Origin of the sequence: Actinomadura sp. J1-007, assembly GCF_009793335.1 — a bacterium.
Taxonomy (GTDB): domain Bacteria; phylum Actinomycetota; class Actinomycetes; order Streptosporangiales; family Streptosporangiaceae; genus Spirillospora; species Spirillospora yumaensis.
Genome location: NZ_WING01000001.1, coordinates 3360850 through 3382571, shown reverse-complemented (window position 1 = coordinate 3382571; position 21722 = coordinate 3360850). Strand labels below are relative to the sequence as shown.

Genomic DNA, 21722 nt, shown 5'->3' with positions numbered 1-21722 from the left:
CGGATGATCTCCGTAATCGTCTATTTTTCTATGTCGATTACAGCTTGATACCCTGCGCCCCCTATGGTCGGCTCACCCCTGCGGCGGCGCGCGAACGCGCACGACCGCGAGATCCTGCGGCTCGCCGTGCCCGCCTTCGGCGCGCTCGTCGCCGAGCCGCTGTTCCTGCTGTCGGACTCCGCGATCGTCGGGCATCTCGGAACGGCGCAGCTCGGCGGGCTCGGCGTGGCCGGCCAGGCGCTGACGACGCTGGTCAACCTGTGCGTGTTCCTGGCGTACGGGACGACGGCGGGCGTCGCGCGGCGGGTCGGGGCGGGCGACCTGCCGGCGGCGGTGCGGCAGGGCATCGACGGGATGTGGCTGGCGCTGGTGATCGGCGCCGTCCTGGTCGCGGCGGGCTGGCCGTCGGTGTCGTGGCTGGTGGAGGCGTTCGGCGCGTCGCCGTCGGTGGCGCCGTACGGCGAGACGTACCTGCGGATCAGCCTGTTCGGCATCCCGGGGATGCTGGTCGTCCTCGCCGGAACGGGCGTGCTGCGCGGCCTCCAGGACACCCGGACGCCGCTGGCCGTCTCGATCGGCGGGTTCACGCTGAACCTCCTGCTGAACGTGCTGTTCGTGCTCGGACTCGACTGGGGCATCGCCGGATCGGCATGGGGAACGGTGATCGCGCAGACCGCGAGCGCGGCCGTCTACATCGCGGTGGTGCTGCGGGCCGCGCGCCGGTACGGGTCGCCCGTACGGCCCGACCTCGCGGGCCTGCGCACGTCGGCGACGGCGGGCGTCAGCCTCCTGCTGCGGACGGCGGCGATGCGCGTCGTCCTGATCGTCGGGACGGCGCTGGCGGCGCGCATGGGCGACGCGGAGATCGCGGCCTACCAGGTCGGATTCCAGATCTGGACACTGCTGGTCTTCGCGCTGGACGCCCTCGCGATCGCCGGGCAGGCGATCACCGGCCGGTACCTCGGCGCCGCCGACACCGCCGGGACGCGCGCGGTGACGCGGCGGATGGTGGGCTGGGGCGCGGGCTGCGGCGCGGTGTTCGTGGTGGCGATCCTGGTCGCGCGCCCATGGCTGCCCGGCCTGTTCACGACGGACGACCACGTGCGGGACCTGCTGCTGGCGTCCCTGGTGATCGTGGCGGTGCTCCAACCGGTGGCCGGGGTGGTGTTCGTCCTGGACGGCATCCTCATCGGCGCCGGGGACGGCCCGTACCTGGCCGTGACGTCGCTGGTCGCGACCCTCGCGTTCCTGCCCGCGGCGTTCGTCGCGTACCGGCTGGACTGGGGCCTGCTCGGGCTGTGGACGGCGATCGGCCTGTGGATGGTCACCCGTTTCACCACCCTCGGCCTGCGCGCCCGCGGCGACGCCTGGATGGTGACGGGCGCCGTCCGCCGCTGACCGGCCCGCCCTGCCCCGACGAGCGCCGACGGCCGCTCGGCATACGCGGGCACAGCAAAAGCGCGCTACGCCGACGGACGACCCTCAGGGGACGGACGCGCGTCGGGACGGGCGGCGAGGCGGGCGCGCATCCCGTCGATGAGGAGGGCGAGACCGTACTCGAAGCCGTCGCGCCCGTCGGAGAATTCCTCCGCGGCGGCAGCGAGAAGCGGAAAACCCTCGGGACCGCCCTGAAGGCGTTCGAGGCTGTCGTCCTCACGGTCGCGGCCCGCCTGCTCCTCAAGGACGGCGCCGCTGACGTAGTCGGTGACGGCCAGGATGTTGAGCAGCGCCTCGCCGGGGGTGAAACCGGCGTCGCAGAGGGTGGCGAGCATCCCCTCGATGGCGGGGGCGCGGTCGGCGGGCGGACGGGTGCCCGCGGCGAGCCGTACGGCGTCGCGGTGGGCGCCGAACCCGGCGCGCATGGCGCGGGCGCGTTCGGTGAGCCACACGTCCCAGGTCTGGCCGGGAGCGGGCACGTCCGCGCCGTAGCCCTCGCGGGCCATCATGCCGACCATCTGGTCGAGGAGTTCCTGCTTGTTCTTGAAGTGCCAGTAGAGCGCGGGCGCCTGGACGTCCAGCTCCTTGGCGAGGCGCCGCAGGCTGAGGCCGTCGAGACCGACCTCGTCGAGGAGGCGGATGGCGGTGCGGACGATCTCGTCGCGCTCCAGCTTCATCGTGGCGGTCCTCTCGAAGGTGGGCGGGGCTTGACAGCTTAACAACGTTAAACCATCCTTAACGGCGTTAAATTTAACGACGTTAAGGGAGCGTGCCATGGAACGTCACGAGGTGGTCGTCGCGGGCGGCGGCCCGGTCGGGCTCATGCTGGCGGGCGAACTGCGGCTGCGGGGAACGGACGTGGTCGTCCTCGAACGGCTCACCGCGATCGACCGCCGCCTCAAGGCGGGCGCGATGCACGGCCCGGCGGCGGCCATGCTGGACCGCCGCGGCCTCGGCGGACGGCTCGAAGAAGTCCAGCGCGAGATCCTGGCCACCGTCGGCGCACCCCCGCGAAACCGCGAGTCCACCGAAGCGAGCGGCCCGACGGGACCCTCCACACTGCGCGGCCACTTCGCGGGCATCTGGGCACTCCGGGAGAGCGCGTACCCGTCCGATCCCCTCTTCCTCATCCCGCAGGACAAGCTGGAAGAGATCCTCGCGGAACGCGCCGCCGAACTCGGCGCCGACGTCCGCCGCGGCCATGCCCTCACCACCTACGAGCAGGACGCGGATGGGGCCACGCTCACCATCGAAGGCCCCGACGGGACGTACGAGATCCGGACCGGCTGGCTCGTCGGCGCCGACGGAGGCCGCAGCCTCGTCCGCAAGCTCGCGGGCTTCGCGTTCCCCGGAACGGACGGGATCATCACCGGCTACCAGGGCCGCGTCGAGCTGGACGACCCCGGCTTCGCACCGCGCGGATGGACGCGGTACCCCGGCGGCCTGCTGGTCAACGGCCCGTTCCCCGGACGCGTCATGGTGGTGGAGTTCGACGGGCCGCCGCCCGACCGGGACGCGGAGATCGCACTGGAGGACATGCAGGCGGCCGTACGGCGCGTCAGCGGGACGGAGGTCACGCTGAGGTCCGCCACGTCCCTCACCCGCTTCACCGACAACGCCCGCCAGGCGGACACCTACCGTTCGGGTCGCGTCCTGCTCGCGGGGGACGCCGCGCACGTGCACTCGCCGTTCGGCGGGCAGGGCCTGCTGCTCGGGATCGGCGACGCGGCCAACCTCGGCTGGAAGCTCGCGCTGGTCGCCGCCGGCCGCGCGCCCGCCCCGCTGCTGGACACCTACACGGCCGAACGGCATCCGGTCGCCGCCCGCGTCCTCGCCAACACGCGGGCGCAGGTCGCGCTGCTCCGTCCCGGCCCGCACACCGACGCGCTCCGGGAGATCTTCGAACGGCTGCTGGACCACGACGGCGCCAACCGCTACCTCACCGACATGATCACCGGTTCGGACGTCCGGTACGACCTGGGCTCGGCGGACGATCTGGTCGGCCGCTGCCTCCCGTCCGGCACGTCCCTCCACGACGGCACCCGCGTGGCGGACCTCCTGCACGACGGCCGGGCCCTCCTCGTCACGGACGACCCCGCCCTGCACGAGGCCGCCACCCCCTGGAAGGACCGCGCCGGAGTCGTCAGCGCCCCGGGCGTCCCGTACCTCCTGCGCCCGGACGGCGTCGTCGCCTGGACCGCCGACGAGCCCACCCCCCTGCCGGACGTCCTGACCCGCTGGCTCGGCCCCCACTGCCCCACTGACGGCAGCCGCCGTCCCCGATGGAGCGTGCTCCGCTAGAAGCAGTGGAGGACTCCGCCGGGTCAATTCGCGAAACCTCACCCGGACCACGAGCCACAGTCGCTACTATTCGAACATGTGTTCCACACATGGTGAGCGGATGGCCCGGCTGACGCAGGCGATCGACGACCTGGCGGCCGAGGGCCTCGCCGGGCTACCGCCGGAAACCCTGGTGGAACGCGTCGCGGGCATCTGGTCGCTGGTCGAAGGCATCGACCCCGAGATCGCCCGCCGCCGCACCCGCTACACCCTCCCGGAAACCTGACCCCGTCCGGCCCAGCGCCCGCCTGGCCCCGCCTCACGGCCCGCCCGGTACGCTTTCCGCATCCCGCATCCCGCACCACCTCGCCCCTCGCCCCTCGCCAGCGCGCCCGTACGCAACGAGCCCGTGGTTCTCCGGCGGCAAGAGGCGGTGGCCGGGTCGCTGGCCGCGCCAGTCACCAGCTCACGGGCCGTCGCTGAACGGGGAGGTGGTTTCCGTGCCGCCCGGGGAGGTACCGGCGGCGGGGTCGGGCTGGACGCGGACCGTGGACGTGGCGTCGGTCTCCATGCTCGTTCCCGGCCCGGTACGGGGACGGGCGCGAGGCCCGGTGGCACGGTCGAGCTCTTCCGAATCCAACGGGTCGGACGATGCCGGAGCACCGCCGAGGCGGGCCGCGACCGCGGAGCGCAGCTCGGGGAGCCGGCTGTAGAGCACGTCGCCGGGGCAGGTGGTGTCGTTGTAGTCGCGGTGGCCCACGATCCCGCGCCGCGGGTCGAGCCCGTACTCCTCGCACAGCCAGTGGCAGACGTCGACCAGGGCCGTCCACAGGCTCGCCGGGACGGGCGCCTTCATGTACGTGCCCTCGTTCTCGATGCCGATCGTGTGCTCGTTGTGGTGGAGCGCCTGGGCGCCGACGACGTGCCGGCCCGCCAGGATCGAGGACAGGCTCCGGTTGCGGCCCTCCATCACGTGCCCGCCGCGGCTGATCGTGAGCTGCTGGCCCGTGTCGTCCCACCCGCGCCCCCGCATGTGGAACCGCTGGATGTCGCGCGACAGCCGGAAGGCGTGCTCCAACGAGGAGTCCGGCGAGTTCGGCGACGCGGTGTGGTGGACGACGATGCGGTCCGGCGGACGGCTCAGGACGCGGGACGGGTTCTTCGGCGGCTTCGCCCTCCACTCGGCGCGCGTGTGTACGCGCGGGTCTCCCGATCCGGTAAGCGCGGCGAGGGTCTCGGCCATGGCCTCATTGTCCGGCTCGAACACGAGCAGCCCGGCCCCGAGCGCTCCTCCCAGCACCGAACGGCGTGTCAGCGGTCCTCCGCGCGCCGGATCCGTCATGGGACGCCCCTTCCCCTCCGCGATGATCTAGTTACGGAACGTAGCCGTCCGAATGTTGATCACGAAGGAGTGGGCGTTTCGCGGAGGAAGAGGAGACAACCCCCGCGAAGATCATCAATGCGAGCCGAACCAGCCCCACCACCGACCGAAGCAAACCGAACCGCCCACCTCTGCCCCAAGGCCAAGGCGAACCGGCCGCCCCCGTCCAAGGGCGAGGACGAATCGGCCGCACCTGCGAAAGGGCGAGGCCAAGGCGAACCCGCCACCACCACGCGGAAGCGCGAGGACGAAGCCGAACCCGCCGCCACCACGCGAGAGGGCGGGCGCAGGAGGACCGCCCCCGCCGCTACACGGGGACGAGGGGGGTCTAGAGCTGACCGGTCGCCGCGAGGGAGTGCGGACGCAGGCCGACTGCCCCCGCCACCGCGCGGAAGTGCGGACGCAGGCGGACCGCCCCGCCGCTACACAGAGACGAAGGCGGGCTTCAAAGCTGACCGGTCGCCGCCCCGGCGAAGAGGGGCCGCCCCAGCGAAGAGAGGGGGCGACGGCGAAGGGGGGGTGCGACGGCGAAAGAGGGGGTGCGACGGCGACGGCCGGGTCCCTTTCGGGGGCCCGGCCGTCGTGGTGGTGCGGTGTGGTGCTGAGGTCAGACCTCGACGACGTCGACGTCGATCGTGGCGTTGACGTCGCTGTGCAGGCGGACGCTGACCTGGTGGGTGCCGACCGTCTTGATCGGGTTGCCGATCTCGATGCGGCGCTTGTCCAGGTCGGGACCGTCGGCGGCCTTGACCGCCTCGGCGATGTCGGCGGCCGTGACCGCGCCGAACAGGCGGCCGTTGCTGCCCGTGCGGGTGCGCAGGGTCACCTTCAGCGACCGGAGGGCCCCGGCGACCTCGCGGGCGTGCTCGACCGTCGCGATCTCGCGGGCCGAACGCGCCTTCTTGATCGACTGGATCTCCTTCTCCGCGCCCCGGGTCCACCTGATGGCGAACCCGCGCGGAACGAGGTAGTTGCGGCCGTAGCCGTCGCGGACCTCGATGATGTCGCCGGGCTCGCCGAGACCGGAGACCTGCTGGGTCAGGATGAGCTTCATGTTCCCCACCCCTCCTAACGCGCGGTGCTGGTGTACGGCAGCAGCGCCATCTCACGAGCGTTCTTGATCGCCGTGGCGACGTCGCGCTGGTGCTGGGTGCAGTTGCCGGTCACCCGACGGGCCCGGATCTTGCCGCGGTCGGAGATGAACTTCCGCAGCAGGCCGGTGTCCTTGTAGTCGACGTAGGAGATCTTCTCCTGGCAGAACACGCAAACCTTCTTCTTCGGCTTGCGAGGAGGTGGCTTCGCCATCGTGGTGCTCCTTCCAGAGCCCCGCTCGCGCGGGAATGGGCGTTGTACTCGTTGTGATCGTCTGGCCTGGAACGGCGGCCCGTGACGGGGTTAGAACGGCGGGTCGTCGGAGAAGCCTCCGCCGCCGCCACCGCCCCCGCCGCCGGTGGCCCAGGGGTCGTCGGCCGGGGCACCGCCCCCGCCGGGTCCGCCCTGGCCGCCGCCGAAGCCGCCGCCCCCACCGGGGCCGCCGCCGAAACCGCCGCCGCCCTGGCCGCCACCGCCGCCGAAGCCCCCGCCACCCTGCCGCTGGGTCTTGTTGACCTTGGCGGTGGCGTTGCGCAGCGACGGGCCGACCTCGTCGGCCTCGATCTCGAAGACGGTGCGCTTCTCACCCTCGCGGGTCTCGTACGACCGCTGCTTGAGCCGGCCCTGCACGATCACCCGCATGCCGCGCTGGAGGGTCTCGGCGCAGTTCTCGGCCGCCTGCCGCCAGACGTTGCAGGTCAGGAACAGCGCCTCGCCGTCCTTCCACTCCGACGTCTGGCGGTCGAAGAACCGCGGCGTCGAGGCGATGCGGAACGACGCGACCGCCTGGCCGCTCGGGGTGAAACGCAGATTCGGGTCCTCGACGAGGTTCCCGACGATCGTGATTACGGTGTCGCCTGCCATGGGGCTCGCTCCGGCTGGTGTGAGGGCTGGGCCCGGCTCAGTGGACCTCGGGGCGGATGACCTTGGTACGGAGGATCGACTCGCTCAGGTTGAGCTGCCGGTCGAGCTCCTTGACCGTCGCGGGCTCAGCCGACAGGTCGACCACCGCGTAGATGCCTTCGGACTTCTTCTGGATGTCGTACGCCAGGCGCCGGCGGCCCCAGACGTCGACCTTCTCCACGCTGCCGCCGCCGTCCTTGACGACCTTCAGGAACGGGTCGAGCGCCGCGGGTGCGGTGCGCTCGTCGATGGCGGGGTCGAGAATGGCCATGAGTTCGTAACGACGCATGCTGTGTCCCTACCTCCTCTGGACTGATGCGGTCACGGTCTCTCCGTGACAGGAGGGCTCTTGCGTCTCCCGCGGCGGTACGGCCCGGATCGCCGGGGCACCGGCCGCGAGACCGATACAGGCTACCAAGACCCGGCAGCGTACGAGCCGGTTCCGGGTCGCCCGGACGGGCCGGACGGGCCGTGCCGGTGTCAGCGGCGGGCGCCCGCGCGGGCGCCCTTCGCGCAACGCCGGCGTTCGAGCTCGGCCATGATGTCGGCCATGCGGGCCCGCATCCGGGCCGTCTGGGTGGTCAGCATCGACAGCTCCTCGACGAGCTCCGCGTCGCCGATGACCGTGAGTTCGCTCTGCCTCACCGTGTGCACCTCCTGCCTCTCCCCGCTTCCCCTCGGGGCGGACCGAGACCGCTGTTCTCGAATCCATGTTCGACCGTACCGGGTGCCGCCGACATTTTCCGCCCCGGCCGCCCGGATTGATCTCCCGGCCGGCCGGGAATCCTCTACGGATGCGGGTCATGCCGTCCCGCGGCCACCACGCGTCCCAGGACGCAACGGAGGAGGTGTCCCGATGTCACAGGAGGCAGCCGGACCCGAACGGTCCGCCGCCGCGACCGCCCCGAGGACCGAACGGCACCCGCTCCAGAGCGCGCTGGCGCTCGCCGCGGTCGTCATCGGGCTGGCGGCCCTGGTGCTGGGCGCCATCCCGACCACGCACTTCTTCGGCGCGGTCGCGGGCGTGATCGGGCTCCCCCTCGCGCTCTACTCGCAGATGATGTCCGCCACGACCAACGAGCGCTGGCTGAACGTGATCGGCATGGTCGCCTCGTTCGTCGGCGCCGGATTCGCCCTGCGCCACGGCGGTTTCAGCATCTGAACCCGTTCCGGCTCCCGGGATGCGGGCGGGGGGCGGCGCAGCGGAGCTAGTCTCGTTGTCATGCGCATCGGAGCCCACGTCGACCAGACCAACCCGCTCGACAGCGCCCGCGCCAAGGGGGCGGACGTCGTCCAGTTCTTCCTGGGCGACCCGCAGGGCTGGAAGAAGCCCGTCCTGCCCGAGGGCGTCGAGGCCGTCAGCGAGTCCGATGTCGACGTGTACGTGCACGCCCCGTACACGATCAACGTGGCGACCTCCAACAACCGGATCCGCATCCCGAGCCGCAAGAACCTCACCCAGCAGCTGGAGGCGGCGGCGTCGATCGGCGCGAAGGCCCTGATCGTCCACGGCGGGCACGTGCTGAAGGACGACGACCCCGAGACGGGCTTCGAGAACTGGCGCAAGGTCTTCGAACGCGTCGAGTGCCCCGTCCCGGTCTACATCGAGAACACCGCCGGCGGCGGGAACGCCATGGCGCGCAGGTTCGACCGGATCGCGCGGCTGTGGGAGGTGCTGTCGGGCGTTCCCGGGCTGGAGTCCAAGCTCGGCTTCTGCCTCGACACCTGCCACGCGCACGCGGCCGGCGAGGAGCTGATCGACGCGGTCGACCGGATCAAGGCCATCACCGGCCGCATCGACCTGGTGCACTGCAACGACAGCCGCGACGCGTTCGGCTCGGGCGCCGACCGGCACGCCAACCTCGGCAGCGGGAAGATCGACCCGGACCTGATCCTGACGGTCGTCCGCGCGGCGGGCGCGCCGGTGATCGTGGAGACGCCCGGCGACGGCCAGGCCGACGACATCTCCTGGCTCCGCTCCAACCTCGGCTGACCCGTCCCTCGCCCCCACGCCCCTCGCCTCCACGCCCCGTCCGGTGCGCCGCGTGCGGGACAGCGCGTCCGGGACGGCGCGTGCGGGACGGCGCGTGCGGGACGGCGCGTGCGGGACGGCGCGCCGGTGGGGGCGGGTGGCGGCGGCGCGGGGCGGGGCGGGGGAACCTTGCCGGGTTCGTGTGCATCTAATCTCGCGTGGGTGCGAACGGCATCAAAACCGCAAGCACGACACACTGGCATAATCCGGAACCCCAGCCCTCAGCGCACGCGCGGTACACAGGCGACGGCGGGCGCGCCAACCGATCGGGAAGTCAATGGCACAACCCCCCTATGACCCGTACGGCGGCTACGGGCCATCGGACCCGTACGGCCAGCAGCCCTACCAGGCGCCGGTACAGCACCACTACTACGGCGGCGGGCCGCCGCCGATGGCGCCGCGCAACAACGGCATGGCCGTGGCGTCCATGGTGCTCGGCATCATCGGCGTCGTGACCTGCGGCGGGATCATCTTCTCCGTCGGCGCCGTCATCTTCGGGCACGTCGCGCAAGGGCAGATCCGGCGCACCGGCGAGGGCGGCGGCGGTATGGCCACGGCCGGCCTCATCCTCGGCTACATCTTCGCCCTGATCGGCCTGATCTACTGGATCGTCGTCGTGGGGATCTACGGCGCGGCGATCTGGAGCATCAACCACGACTCGTCCACCACCTACTGACACGGCCGGCCACGGGCACGGCGGCCACCGACGGCGAGCGGGCGGGGAGGTCCTCCGGCCCGGCCGCGGCTCAGCCGAGACGGGGAACGCCCGCCACCTCCACACCGACGCTCGACAGGAGCACGGTCATGGGGGTGGCGGTGTCCCGCCAGATCTCCACCGCTCCCTTGAACACCGCCAGCGCCGTACGGAACGAAGCCTGATCGGCTTCGGCGAGCTCGGCCCACGACTCGTACAGCACGACGAACCCCTTGCGGGCCCCGGCCCAGGACAGGTCGGCCAGGCAGTCCTCCAGAGCGTCCCAGTTGCCGCCGAACCAGCCCGGGAACCCGAACACCTCCGCGCACAGCGCCAGGAACGCGTCCTTGCCGCGCGCCCGCCGTCCGTCCAGGTGGTACGCCCGCCAGCCTTCCTCAACGGCCCGCGCCGTCCAGCCGGTGTCGCCCACCGCGCCTGGAACGGCGGCCGTACGCCACTGGTAGACGCCCGGCTTCAGGTCGCCCTCGACCAGCCGGGTGAGCGCCCGATTCGCGTCCACGTCTCCTCCCGGTAGCCGTCGCTCGCTTCCCGCCGTACGGGCTCGGCGGCCCGTGCGTGCCATGCCCACCATGCCTCGCCGGGCCCTCACCTGTCGCCTCCTCGGAGTCGCGCGTTTGACAGGGACACCACGCTCACCTAATCTCTCTTTCAGAGAGAGACTCTTTGGGGAGTTGCTCTCGCTGCGAGGTAGTTGCCCGATTCCGAGAGGAAAACTGAGATGGACACCGCGCACACCAGCACCACCACCGACAGCACCACCGCCGCGACCACCGGGACCGAGGGCGGCGCGGACGCGTCCGTCGAGCGGGTCCAGGTGCACTACGGCAACGTCAAGAAGCTCGGCAACTGGACGAGCGCGTCCCGCTTCGAGGTGCGCGCCCGCAGGGGCATGGCGGTGATCGACCTGCGGTCGCCGCGGATCCCCGAGGGGACGATCGAGGTGGCGGTCGACCTCGACCACTCGATGGTCAAGCTCCTGGTCCCGCAGGACGCGCGGATCGACCACTGGGACCTGCGCTACACCGGCCGCGGCCGGGTCAAGGACTGGACCGGCGAGGACGGCGAGGGCCGCCGCGTCCGCGTCACCGGCGAGGTCCGGCACGGCGAGATCCGCGTCCACCGCGGGGGCGTCGCGACGCTGTCCGCGATGTTCTCCCGCGAGTTCGTGCGGGACGCCCGCCGCGCCCACCGCGAGGGAACCACGCCGACCGTCGCCGACCCCGCCGGGGCGGCCTCCGCCGACTCCGCCTGACGGCCGCGGCGCGTCGTTCCCTTAGCGAGATCGCGTACGGCCCCGCGGCCGTGCGCGATCTCGCGCGTTCAGCCCCTGGACTCCGTGCGGGCCCGTCGCGAGCGGTCTACCGGTTCGCTCCTCGGCGCGGGAGCGGGGCGGTCATGGGGACAGGAGGGTTCGCAGGTCGGCGAGGCGGCGCTCGCTGAGGTCCGGGAGATCGTTCTCCATGCCGTGCAGGACGTCCTCCACCGGGTCGGCGAGCGCCCAGAAGCGCAGCTTCGCCTCAAGCCGCGCGGTCATCGGGGCGCCGCGCTCCTCTTGGACGCGCCGGACGAGGCCGGGGCCCGCCTGCTGCCACAGGTAGGCCAGGTCGAAGTCGGGGTCGCCGACCGCGACGTCCCCGAAGTCGATCAGGCCGGTGATCTCCGTGCCGGTGACGAGAAGGTGGTCGAGGCTGACATCGCCGTGGATGAGCACCGGCTCGTCCGGGAAGTTGGCGTCGTCGCCGAGGTACGCGCCGAACGCCGCGAGGAGCGCGTCGGCCTCGCCTCGCGGCAGCAGCGGGACGACGTGCTCGCGCGCGAGCCGCTCGCTGTCGGCGTACTCCTCGCGCGGCTCCTGGAGCGGGACGCCGAGTTCGCGCGCCCGTTCGGCGGGGAAGGCGTGGACGGCGTCGAGGACGCGCGCGATCAGCCGTACCGGTCCCGGCTCGTCCAGCAGGCCGCGCGCGTGCCACTCCTCGGGGCGCAGCGAGTCGCCCGGAACGGCCGGGTAGCAGCAGAACGTTCCCGGGCCGAGCGGGTTGGGGGCCGTGAACGCGAAGCGCGGGACGGGCACCGGGAGCCGCGGGGCGAGCTCCGGCAGCAGGCGCGTCTCGCAGGCGATGCCCTCCGCGCCGTCCTCGTTCCGCGGGAAGCGCAGGACGTGGGCGGGGCCGCCGGGCGGTTCCAGCAGGAGCGCGACGCTCTCGAAGCCCTCTCCGAGGGGACGCAGCGCGCCCGCCTCCGCGAGATCCGGGCGGACGTCCGCCACGGCCTTCCGTACCCGCCGCTCCCGCTCGCCGGTGAGCGCGTCCCCCGATGTCCGCATGCGCGCGATGCTAGGGACGATCTTCGATGACGGCCAGCCGTTTATCGGCGGGAGGCGAGAAAGCCCCAGTCGAGCATCCGCCGCGCGTCCTGGAAGCGCGCGGCGCGCCGCGTCCGCGAGCTGTGCAGGACGACGCCGACCAGCGTCCGGCCGCCTCGGCGCGCGGCGAACAGGAGGCAGTAGCCGGCGGCGGACGTGTAGCCGCTCTTGATGCCGAGCAGTCCCCGGTAGCGGCCCATGAGATCGTTCGTGCTGCGCCACACGTACCGCTTGTGGTGCGGGCCGCGGCGCAGCACGTGCCGTCGCTGCCCGACCACCCGTCGGAACAGCGGGAAGCCCATCGCGTACCGGCCCAGCGCCGCTTGGTCGCGCGCCGTCGAGTTCCCGGGCGCGGGCGGCAGGCCGGACTCGTCGGCGTACCGGGTGCGCCTCAGCCCGAGCGCGCGCGCCGTCCGGTTCATCTTCCGCAGGAATCCCGCGCGTCCGGGACCGTACGCGTCCGCGAGCGCCGCGGCGGCGTCGCAGCCGGACGGCAGCATCATCGCGCTCAGCAGCTCGCGCGCCGTGATCCGGTCGCCGGGCCGCAGCCGGGCGGTCGTCCCGTGCCGCGCCGCGGCGTACGCCACGTGCCTCGGCCGGATGCGGACCGTACGGTCGAGCCGGCCCTCGCGCAGGACGACCACCGCCGTCATCACCTTGGCGATGCTGCCGATCGGCCGCCGTACGCCCGCGCGCCGCGACCACAGCACGCGCCCGCTCCCCATGTCCGCGAGGACCGCCGACCGGGCCCCCACCCCGCGCGGCCCGTGCGGCCCGTGCGGCCCGTGCGCGCCCCCACCCGCCTCCGCGACGGCCGGCGCGCGCGTGGCGTTCGCCGTGCGCGTGCCGTTCGCCGTGCGGGCGGTGTTCGCCGTGCGTGTGGCGTTCGCCGTGCGTGCGGCGGTGGCGGGCGGGGTGGCGGGTACGGCTAGGGAAAGGGTGACCGCGGCGAACGTGACGGCCGCGGCGAACGTGGTCCGCATGGTCGGTGACTACCCCTGCCACCAGGCGTTCCATGCCGCGTGCCCGGGTTCTTGACCCGCGTCCGGCGGACGAACGCGGACACACTTCCGCGAGTCGGTCCGTTCGCTCGCGCCGCATGTTCCATGTGAAACCTCGCGGGGGATCGCGCCGGTCCTGGGGCGTGTTCGTTTCAGGTGGCGGGGACGGTGGTCTGCTTGGGAGTGCGGCTGTGGCGCCAGCGGGTCAGCGAGACGGCGTCGTCGGCGCCGTCGAGCACGCCGCCCGCCGGGTCGTCGTCCCCGTCCGTACGCACCCGGTCGGCGGACGGGCGCAGGATCTCCCACACGACCAGGATCGCCAGCGCGAGCACCGTGAAGAAGCGGGCGAACAGCGCGAGGTGGTAGACGCCGCTGGTGATGCCTTCGGACGGCGCGTCGAAGCGCAGCACGGACGAGATCGTGTCCGACAGGTCGGCGCCGCCGCCGGGCTGCGTGGACACCGCCAGCAGGTACCACCAGATGCCGAAGAAGTAGAGGATCTCCCCGGCCTGCCACACCAGGAACGCCGGGACCTTCGGGCGGGCGAGGGCGACCAGCGGCAGCAGCCACAGCACGTACTGGGGCGACCAGACCTTGTTGGGCAGCATGAACGCCACGAGGACCAGGAACATGAGCTGCGGCAGCCGCGGGCGGCGCGGCGCGGCGAGCGTGAGCACGGCGATGCCGAGCGCGAGGACGAGGAACGTGCCGGTGCCGAGCAGGTTGACCCGGCCGGTGTCGTCCAGGCCGGACAGCCCGTGGTCCTTGAGGAAGAAGAACACCGACCCCCAGTCGATGCCGCGGTGCTGGCTGAAGGTGTAGAACTCCAGCCAGCCGTCCCACGCGAAGACCATCACGGGCAGGTTGACCGCCAGCCAGGCCACCGCCGTGCCCGCCAGCATCCGGCCCATCGCGCGCCACTGGCCCGCGCGCACGCACAGCAGGACGAGCGGTCCGAGGAACAGCAGCGGGTAGAACTTCGCCGCGATCGCGAGGCCCAGCAGCCCGCCCGCGAGCGCGGGCCGCCTCGCCGTCCAGGCGGCGAGGGCGAGCGCGGACAGCGCGACGGCGAGCAGGTCCCAGTTGATGTACGCGGTGAGCAGCAGCGCGGGCGACAGCGCCACCATCAGCCCGGCGCGCAGCGAGCGCCGCCCCGCCGCGTAGGCCGTCGCGAGCACCGCCACGATCGCCAGCAGCGCGAGCAGCAGCACGGTGACGTTGTAGAACGCCATGCCGCGCTCGTCCACGCCGAACGGCCGCACGAGCACGGCGGCGAGCTGCATGAACCCGCCGCTGAGCACCGGGTACTCGACGTAGTGGAGGTCCGAGCCGGTGAACGAGTCGAAGTAGGGGATCCTGCCGTCGTTCAGGCCGCGCACGAAGTACAGCGGGTAGATGTCGGTGTAGCAGCCGTTCGTCGTCGTCTTGACGAAGTCGAAGCCCGCCGTCGAGCACGGACGCTTCTGGAGCCAGCCGAGCAGGCAGACGAGGGCCGTGACGCCCGTGAGCACCGGCGCGAGCCGCGCGGCCCGTCCCCGGCCGGAGCGTTCCGTCACGTCACCATCGGTCGCGGAGCCGGACATCGTGAGCCTTTCGGGTGGCGGCGGCATGGCAGCAGACTATTGGGCCCGCGGCCCCTCCCCGCACTTCCGGCAACTCCCCGCAGACCAGACACCCGCGGCCCCGCGGCGGACCGGCCGGAACGGGGAACGGGGGAACTGCCGGAACGGGGAACGGCCCGGAGCGTCGTGGCTCCGGGCCGTTCCATCGCGCCGCGCGCGGCGGCGTCGCGTGCTCGCCGTTCCCTACTCGCCGTTGCGGTTGGGGCCGCGGGGCGGCGGATCCTCCCTGCACTTCGGGTGGTTCGGGTGGCTGGGGCACCACCAGCCGAGGTCGCCGCTCGGCGGGAGATCCGGGTTGCAACCCACCGGCAGGTGCATCTGGTTGCACGGCTTCTCGTTGGGCGACGGCGACGTCGGCGAGTCCGTCGGGTCGGGGGTCTTCTTCTTGCAGCCGCCGGGGGCGTCCGGGTCCTCGACCTCGTTGGGCTTGCAGGTCGGGTCGGCGTCCGGCGTCGGCGTGTTCGTCGGCTTCGGGTCGGTCTTCGGCGTCGCCCACGGCGCGATCGAGCCGACGTTCGCCGGCGGGCCGAACTGCGAGATGTCCTTGCCCTCCAGCGCCTTCATCATGAAGCGCCGGAACAGCTCGGCGGGGACGTCACCACCGTAGATCTGGTCGTAGCCGCCGACGCCGAGCAGCGACTGCCGCACGCCCTTCCTGTCCTGCCGCCACATCGCGACCGACGTCGCGTACTCCGGCGTGTAGCCGACGAACCAGGCCGACTTGTTGGCGTCGGTGGTACCGGTCTTGCCGGCGACGGGGCGGACGCCGAGGTTGGCCTTCTTACCGGTACCGGACGTGACCACCGCGCGCATCGCCGACGTGGCGTCCCTGGCGACCCCCTCGGGGAAGACCTCCGTCGTCTTCTCCCACGGCCGCTTCTTCAGCTTCTTGCCCTTGTCGTTGGTGACGGGGTTGCCGTGCTGGTCGGTGATCTCCTTGATCACGTGCGGGCTGCGGTGCTTGCCCTCCGCGGCGAACGTCGAGTAGACCGACGCCATCGTCACCGGGCTGGCGTCGATGACGCCGAGCGGCAGCGAGGTGTAGGTGGAGTCCAGGCTCGGGGTGTTCTCCGGGATCCCCATCGCCTTGGCCATCTCGACGACCTTGCTCAGCCCGATCTTCTGGCCGAGGTCCACGTACGCGGTGTTGATCGACATCGCGGTCATCTGCTTGAGGTCGTAGACGCCGTTCTCACCGCGGCTGTCGTTGGTGAACGGGGTGCCGTTGATGACCCGGCGGTAGCTGCCGTCCAGCGTGGTGCGGAGGCTGGTGCCCTCCTTCAGCGCGGTCGCGAGGACGATCGGCTTGAACGACGAGCCCGGCTGCACCTTCGCGTCGAACGAGTCGTCGAACTGCTGCTTGTTGTAGCCGGGACCGCCGTACGCGGCGACCACGCCGCCCGTCTTCGGGTCGATCGTGGTGAGCCCGAAGTGGATGTCCTTCTGGAGGTTGCGCTCCTTGCGGACCGCCCGGACGACCTTGGCCGTGTAGTCCTGGAGCCCCTTGTCGAACGTGGTGGTGATCCGGAGGCCGCCGGTCTCCAGCTTCTGCTCGTCGATCCCGAGCGTCCGCAACTCCTTGACCACCCGGTCCTTGAGGTAGCCGGCGGTCTGCGTGGTGTCGCGGACGTCGCTCCAGTTGGTCTGCGTCTTCGGGAACGTCAGCCCGGCGCGCTTGGTCGGGTCGAGCCACTTCTCCTTGACCATGCCGTCCAGCACGTAGTTCCAGCGCTCGATGAGCGCCTTCTTCGCCGGGTTGCTGTCGCTGCCGGTCGTGACGAAGTACGAGGGGCGCTGGATCATCGCGGCCAGCAGCGCCGCCTCCGCCTCGTTGATCTGGTTGACGGTCTTGTGGAAGTACGCCCGGGAGGCGGCCTGGATGCCGTACGCCTGGCGGCCGAACGAGACCGTGTTCAGATAGAGGTTGAGGATCTCCTTCTTCTGCTTGTCGTTGCCCAGCCGGACCGAGATCAGGATCTCCTTGAGCTTGCGGGAGATCGTCCGCTCCTGGCTCAGGCCCTGGTAGTAGTTGCGCGCGAGCTGCTGGGTGATCGTCGAACCGCCGGTCACGTCGCCGCCCGTCGCGGTCTTGAACAGCGCGCGGGCGACACCGGTCGGGGAGACGCCCGGCTCGTGCCAGAACCCGCGGTCCTCGGCGGCGAGCACGGCGTCCTGCACGTGCTTGGGGACCTTGTCGAGGGGGACGTCCTCGCGGTGCATGCCGACGCGGGCGATCGGCGTGCTGCCGTTGCCGTAGTAGATCACCGACTCCTGGCGCGTCGCGTCGGTCTGCGTCGCGGTGGGGATCGGGGTGTTGGCGTACGCGACGACGACCAGTGTCGCGACGCCCAGGATCATGACCGCGACCACGGCGACCATGATCTTCCAGGACGGGACGTAGCGCCGCCAGCCCGTCTTGACCGGCTTGTCGCCGCGCTTGCCGCGCCGCCCGCGCCCGCCGGGACCGCCGGGGCCACCAGGACCGCCGGGTCCTCCCGGCCCGCCCGGACCGGGACGCGGACCACCGGGACCGCCCGGACCGCCAGGGCGTCCGGGGCCGCCGGGCCCTCCCGGGCCGCCGGGACCGCCGGGACCGCCGCCGCGTCCGCCGGGACCACCAGGGCCGCCGCCGGGTCCGCCGGGTCCGCCGGGTCCGTTCGGGCGGCCTACGCCGGGGCGCGGCGGGGCCGGCGCGCCCATCGGGCTGGCCGCCGGAGTGCCGCCCGTCTGCGGGCCGCCGCGCCTGCCGGGGGGCGGCGGCGAGCCGCGGCGCCGGGTGCCGCCTCCACCGCCGCCGACGCGGGACGGTCCGCCGCCCCGGCCGCCGTTGCCGCCTCGCCCGGCCGCGCGGGCGGACCGGCCGGGCATCGGCTGGCCGCCGCTGTTGCCGCCGCCGCCCGGAGCCCCGCCTCCACCGGGGGCCCCACGGCCGTTGGGCGCGCCAGACCCGCCGGGGCGGTACGAGCCCTGCCTGCCCGGGCTCTCTCCGTATTCCGGTCCGTATTGGCTTGGGTAACTCACGCGACCTCATCAACTGGGGTACGGCAATGCGTCGTCCGAGAGTACTGCGAGCTCCGGTGCCCAGGGGGCAGGGGAGCGGGGCTCGGGAACGACGGCGAGGACGAATGCGCTCCCGCGCGGCTACTGGTCATGACTTATCCCCCCTCGGATTCCGGTTACGGCTCCGTTCGGCTCCCGCCCGGCTCCCGCCGTCCACCTTCCGATCGGCGGAAAGTCCTTCTTCCGCACGGCCGAAACGCAGGTCCGGCAGGAGCTCCGGGCCGATCCGCGCCCGGCGCTAGCCGGGCGGTCTCGTGGCGAGCCGTCTCGGCTGCTGCTCCTGCGGGTACGGCCAGTTCGGCCCGCCCGGCCCTCCGGGACCGCCCGGACCCCCGGGACCGCCGGGGCCTCCGTGCCCGCGGCAGGACGGGTGGCCCGGATGCGTCGCGCACCACCACCTGGGCGGGTTCTGGCTCGGCGGCTTGTTCGGGTCGCAGTCGCCGTCCGGGAACGGCGACCGGCACGGCGGCTTGTCGCCGTCGTCGTCGTCGCCGTCCTGGCACCTCGGGTCGTACTTGCCGATGGGCTTGTCGCACCACGGCGGCTTGCCGTCGTCCTTCGGCTTCTTCGGCTTGAACGGCTGCGCCCACTTCTGCGGCGACCCGACCCACGCCGGCGGCTGGAACTGGTCGACCGGCGTGCCCTTCGTCGCCTCCGCCATGTACGCGTGCCAGATCTTCGCGGGAATGGAGCCGCCGACGACCTCGCCGCCCGGATAGGTGAGCGACTTGCGCTTCTCGTTGTACATCGTCACCGCGGTCGAGATCTTCGGCACGTAGCCGACGAACCACGCCGCGACGTTCTTGTCGGTCGTCCCGGTCTTGCCGGCGACCGGACGGTCGGGCAGCGCCGCCGGGACCGCCGTGCCGCCCGGCTTGACCACCTGCTGGAGCGCGTACGTGACGTCCCGCGTGACGCCCTCGCTGAAGGTGTCGGGCTTCTGCTCCCAGCGCAGCGTCTTGTAGACCTGCCCCTCGGACGTCTTGACCGCCTTGATCACGTGCGGCTGGCGGTAGGTGCCGCCGTTGGCGAACGTCGCGTACCCGGCCGCCTGCTCGATCGGCCGCAGGTCGTTGATCCCGAGCGCGAGCCCGACCTGGCCCTTGTACTTCTCCACCATCGAGGGGTCGACGCCGGCCTTCTCCGCCGTCTTCACCACGTTCGAGACGCCGGTCTTCAGCGCGAGCTGCACGAACGCGGTGTTGGTCGACTCCTTCGTCGCCTGGACCAGGTTGATCGCGCCCTTGCCCGCGTGGCTGTTCGGGAACGGCCCGACGCTGCCGTCCTGCCCGTTCGGCACGACCTTGCCCGTCCCGTCGAACGACTTGCCGGACCGGCCCTCGACCAGGCTCTTGAGACCGAAGCCCTTCTCCAGCGCCGCCGCGAGCACGTACGGCTTCATCGCCGAGCCCGCCTGCGCCGACCCCACCCACACGTTGTCGAACGACTGCTTGAGGTAGTCGGGCCCGCCGTAGATCGCCTCGACCTCGCCGCTGGCGGTGTTGACCGACGCGAGCCCGAGCCGGACGTTCTTCTTCAGCAGCTTGGACGGGTTCACGTTCGGCACGGTCTTCTCGACGGCGTGCTTGGCGGCGGCCATCTTGCGCTTGTCGAACGTGGTGGTGATGCGCAGGCCGTTCTCGATGACCTGCTGCTCGGTGATGCCCTGCCGCTCCAGCTCCGTGAGCGCCCGCTTGATCATGTAGCCGCGCTGGCCCCCGTAGGTGGCGGGCCCGCCGACCGGCTTGGTCTCGGGGAGCTTCTGGCTGTACTTGTCGAAGTCGGCCTGCGACAGCGCCTTGGTCTTGCGCATCCCGTCCAGCACGTAGCGGTAGCGCGCCAATGTCTGCGCCTGCGCCCGCTTGTCCTCGCTGCGCGGGTCGAGCCGTCCGGGCTGCTGGATGATCGCGGCGAGCAGCGCGCCCTGGTCCGGGCGCAGCTTGTCGACCGTCACCTTCGGGCCGAAGTAGGCGCGGGACGCGGCCTGGATGCCGTACGAGTTGCGGCCGAAGAAGATCGTGTTGAGGTACAGCTCCAGGATCTTGTCCTTGGTGCCGAGCTTGTCCTCCAGCTTCAGGGAGATGAACATCTCCTTGAACTTGCGGGTCATCGTCCGGTCGTCGGTCAGGTAGTACTTCTTCGCGAGCTGCTGGGTGATCGTCGAGCCGCCCTGCGTCTCGCCGCCGGTCAGGTTGTTCCAGACCGCGCGCGTGATGCCCGAAGGGGAGAACCCGTTGTCGGAGCGGAAGCTGCGGTTCTCGGCCGCGATCACCGCCTCCTGCACGTGCCTGGGCACCTTGCCGATCTCGATCAGCTCGCGGTTCTTGCCGATCCGGCCGATCTCCGTGCCGTCCCGGTAGTAGAAGATCGCCGCCGTCTTGGTCGCGTCGGAGTTGCCCACGTCCGGCACCGGCGTCTGGGCGTACGCCACCCCGACCAGCGTCGAGACCCCGACGAACCCGAGCGTCGAGACGCCCGTCACGAGCTTCCACGACGGCAGGAACCGCCGCCATCCCGTCGGCCGCGACCTGAGGTGATCGGCCAGGCCCCGCTTGCCGCCGCCCCGTCCGGGCGGAGGCCCGTCGCCCGGCATCCCGAATCCCCCCGGCACCCGAGGACCCCCCGGCCCTCCGGACCCACCAGCCCCACCGGGACCGCCGGGACCGCCGGGACCGCCGAAGTTTCCAGGGGCGCCAGGACTTCCGAAGCTCCCAGAACCGCCGGAGCCACCAGAGCCGCCGAACCCGCCCGTTCCGCCGGGTCCGCTCTGTCCGCCGGAGCCGCCGGAAACGCTGTAGCCGCCCGTCCCGCTGTAGCCGCCCGTCCCGCCGGAGCTGCCCGGACCGCCGGAACCACCTGGCCCGCCTGAGGCGCCGATACCGCCTGGCCCGCTCGAACCGCCAGGGCCGCCGGGACCGCCCGGGCCGCCGGGGCCGCTGGAGGAGCCGTTGCCGGGGGTGAACGAGGCGTTCGCCGCGTGGCGGCCTCCGGCCTGGCCTCCGGGGCCGGGCAGGTGGCCCGGGACGCCGTGGCCGGCGGTGCCGGCGCTGCCGAAGCCACCGGCGTCGCCGCCGCTCGGGCCGTTGCCGGTGCTCATGCCGCTGCCGTACGGAGCGCCGCCGGCAGCACCGCCGGGAGCGCCGCCGGGGACGCCGGAGGGGGCGTCGGGACGGCCGGGCGGGGTGGCCTGGGCGCCGGGACGGGGGACCTGCTGCCCGCCCGGCCCTGGAGACCCGGAGTCCGGTCTGGGCTGGCTTGGATAACTCACGCGACCTCATCAACAGGGGGACTCACGACTGGTGCGTCGTCCGAAGAGTACTGTGCGGGCTGGTGAGCGGGGGGCCGCTGTGCACGGTGGGGAACCGCCTCGGGCGGACGGGCGTCCACGCAGGTCGGACGGCCTGCGTTCCCTCCTCATCGCTCGTCGGGCCGGTCCGCGTGGCCGAGCGTGTACGACATCGCCAGATGGTTCCAGGCGCAACTTTGGCACACTTCGACCACATAGACCCTGAATTCTCCGTATTCGCGGTCCATGTCCGCCAGCTCGGCGGTGGCCTTCACGCGCCCTTCGTAGCGGCCCAGTTCGGCTCCGTACACGTACGTCACGTGGGTCAGGCGCTCGCGCGCGCAGACGGGGCAGGGCTTGTCGGTGGGCTCGCCGTGGTGGCGCGCGGCGCGCAGCAGGTAGGGGTGGGCGTCGCAGGCGTCGTCCCTGGTCAGCGCCCCGGAGCGGAGCTCGGCGAGGGCCGCCCTCTTCGCGAGGCCGTAGTCGACGACCAGCCTCGGTCTCATGGGCGGCGGCTCCGACCCCACATGGCAGCAGGGTAAGGCGCTCCC

21 protein-coding genes are annotated in these 21722 nt (G+C 72.2%); 7 read left to right on the top strand and 14 right to left on the bottom strand.

Annotated features, from left to right (window positions below; translation table 11 throughout):
* Nucleotides 1–63: 63 nt before the first annotated feature.
* On the top strand, nt 64–1398 hold the full coding sequence (locus GEV43_RS15355; RefSeq protein WP_160821278.1) for an MATE family efflux transporter: 1335 nt from the start codon (nt 64–66) through the stop codon (nt 1396–1398).
* Nucleotides 1399–1463: 65 nt separating this feature from the next.
* Here the strand turns inward: GEV43_RS15355 and GEV43_RS15350 are convergent, their stop codons facing one another.
* The gene (locus GEV43_RS15350) at nt 1464–2114 is read right to left on the bottom strand and encodes a TetR/AcrR family transcriptional regulator C-terminal domain-containing protein (RefSeq protein ID WP_160821277.1); all 651 of its coding nucleotides are present in this window, start codon (nt 2112–2114) and stop codon (nt 1464–1466) included.
* A gap of 97 nt (nt 2115–2211) precedes the next feature.
* Between GEV43_RS15350 and GEV43_RS15345 the strand changes: the two genes are divergently transcribed.
* Both GEV43_RS15345 and GEV43_RS15340 read left to right on the top strand, forming a co-directional pair.
* Nucleotides 2212–3738: an FAD-dependent monooxygenase gene (locus GEV43_RS15345; protein ID WP_160821276.1), complete on the top strand. Its 1527-nt coding sequence runs from the start codon at nt 2212–2214 to the stop codon at nt 3736–3738.
* A 76-nt stretch (nt 3739–3814) separates the two neighbouring features.
* Nucleotides 3815–4003, top strand: coding sequence for a hypothetical protein (locus GEV43_RS15340; RefSeq protein WP_160821275.1), 189 nt, complete (start codon nt 3815–3817; stop codon nt 4001–4003).
* Nucleotides 4004–4183: 180 nt separating this feature from the next.
* Here GEV43_RS15340 and GEV43_RS15335 read toward each other — a convergent pair whose 3' ends face one another.
* From GEV43_RS15335 to GEV43_RS46840, 6 genes are all read right to left on the bottom strand, one after another.
* The gene (locus tag GEV43_RS15335) at nt 4184–5059 is read right to left on the bottom strand and encodes a peptidoglycan recognition family protein (protein ID WP_160821274.1); all 876 of its coding nucleotides are present in this window, start codon (nt 5057–5059) and stop codon (nt 4184–4186) included.
* Nucleotides 5060–5705: 646 nt separating this feature from the next.
* On the bottom strand, nt 5706–6152 hold the full coding sequence (gene rplI, locus GEV43_RS15330) for a 50S ribosomal protein L9 (protein ID WP_160821273.1): 447 nt from the start codon (nt 6150–6152) through the stop codon (nt 5706–5708).
* Between the two features lie 14 nt (nt 6153–6166).
* Nucleotides 6167–6403 carry a 30S ribosomal protein S18 gene (rpsR, locus tag GEV43_RS15325; RefSeq protein WP_019631633.1) on the bottom strand — a complete coding sequence of 79 codons (237 nt, stop codon included), beginning with the start codon at nt 6401–6403 and terminating at the stop codon, nt 6167–6169.
* 90 nt (nt 6404–6493) lie between these two features.
* Nucleotides 6494–7054: a single-stranded DNA-binding protein gene (locus GEV43_RS15320; protein ID WP_160821272.1), complete on the bottom strand. Its 561-nt coding sequence runs from the start codon at nt 7052–7054 to the stop codon at nt 6494–6496.
* A 37-nt stretch (nt 7055–7091) separates the two neighbouring features.
* Nucleotides 7092–7382 carry a 30S ribosomal protein S6 gene (rpsF, locus tag GEV43_RS15315; RefSeq protein ID WP_160821271.1) on the bottom strand — a complete coding sequence of 97 codons (291 nt, stop codon included), beginning with the start codon at nt 7380–7382 and terminating at the stop codon, nt 7092–7094.
* A gap of 191 nt (nt 7383–7573) precedes the next feature.
* Nucleotides 7574–7738, bottom strand: a complete 165-nt coding sequence (locus tag GEV43_RS46840) for a hypothetical protein (protein ID WP_164717193.1) — start codon at nt 7736–7738, stop codon at nt 7574–7576.
* A gap of 211 nt (nt 7739–7949) precedes the next feature.
* Here GEV43_RS46840 and GEV43_RS15310 point away from each other — a divergent pair, with 211 nt between their 5' ends.
* From GEV43_RS15310 to GEV43_RS15300, 3 genes are all read left to right on the top strand, one after another.
* Nucleotides 7950–8255 carry a hypothetical protein gene (locus GEV43_RS15310; protein ID WP_160821270.1) on the top strand — a complete coding sequence of 102 codons (306 nt, stop codon included), beginning with the start codon at nt 7950–7952 and terminating at the stop codon, nt 8253–8255.
* A 60-nt stretch (nt 8256–8315) separates the two neighbouring features.
* Entirely contained in the window at nt 8316–9086 is a 771-nt protein-coding gene (locus GEV43_RS15305) for a deoxyribonuclease IV (RefSeq protein ID WP_160821269.1), read from the top strand.
* Between the two features lie 316 nt (nt 9087–9402).
* Nucleotides 9403–9801 (top strand): DUF4190 domain-containing protein, encoded by a 399-nt coding sequence (locus GEV43_RS15300; RefSeq protein WP_160821268.1) that lies wholly within the window; start codon nt 9403–9405, stop codon nt 9799–9801.
* Between the two features lie 70 nt (nt 9802–9871).
* Here the strand turns inward: GEV43_RS15300 and GEV43_RS15295 are convergent, their stop codons facing one another.
* A complete protein-coding gene (locus tag GEV43_RS15295) occupies nt 9872–10339 on the bottom strand; it encodes a barstar family protein (protein ID WP_160821267.1) in 468 nt (155 codons plus the stop codon).
* Between the two features lie 219 nt (nt 10340–10558).
* Between GEV43_RS15295 and GEV43_RS15290 the strand changes: the two genes are divergently transcribed.
* On the top strand, nt 10559–11092 hold the full coding sequence (locus GEV43_RS15290) for a hypothetical protein (RefSeq protein ID WP_175250064.1): 534 nt from the start codon (nt 10559–10561) through the stop codon (nt 11090–11092).
* A gap of 141 nt (nt 11093–11233) precedes the next feature.
* On the opposite strand, the gene GEV43_RS15285 is transcribed toward GEV43_RS15290, so the two are convergent.
* The 6 genes from GEV43_RS15285 to GEV43_RS15260 all read right to left on the bottom strand — a co-directional run bounded on the left by GEV43_RS15285 (nt 11234) and on the right by GEV43_RS15260 (nt 21677).
* Nucleotides 11234–12163, bottom strand: a complete 930-nt coding sequence (locus tag GEV43_RS15285) for a phosphotransferase (protein WP_160821266.1) — start codon at nt 12161–12163, stop codon at nt 11234–11236.
* Nucleotides 12164–12204: 41 nt separating this feature from the next.
* Entirely contained in the window at nt 12205–13185 is a 981-nt protein-coding gene (locus tag GEV43_RS15280) for a D-alanyl-D-alanine carboxypeptidase family protein (protein WP_160821265.1), read from the bottom strand.
* Between the two features lie 170 nt (nt 13186–13355).
* Nucleotides 13356–14759: a glycosyltransferase 87 family protein gene (locus GEV43_RS15275; protein ID WP_309239645.1), complete on the bottom strand. Its 1404-nt coding sequence runs from the start codon at nt 14757–14759 to the stop codon at nt 13356–13358.
* Between the two features lie 249 nt (nt 14760–15008).
* Nucleotides 15009–17204 carry a transglycosylase domain-containing protein gene (locus GEV43_RS15270; RefSeq protein WP_241682920.1) on the bottom strand — a complete coding sequence of 732 codons (2196 nt, stop codon included), beginning with the start codon at nt 17202–17204 and terminating at the stop codon, nt 15009–15011.
* A 919-nt stretch (nt 17205–18123) separates the two neighbouring features.
* A complete protein-coding gene (locus tag GEV43_RS15265) occupies nt 18124–20478 on the bottom strand; it encodes a transglycosylase domain-containing protein (protein WP_160821263.1) in 2355 nt (784 codons plus the stop codon).
* Nucleotides 20479–21299: 821 nt separating this feature from the next.
* On the bottom strand, nt 21300–21677 hold the full coding sequence (locus GEV43_RS15260; RefSeq protein WP_160821262.1) for a DUF5318 family protein: 378 nt from the start codon (nt 21675–21677) through the stop codon (nt 21300–21302).
* Nucleotides 21678–21722 lie beyond the last annotated feature (45 nt).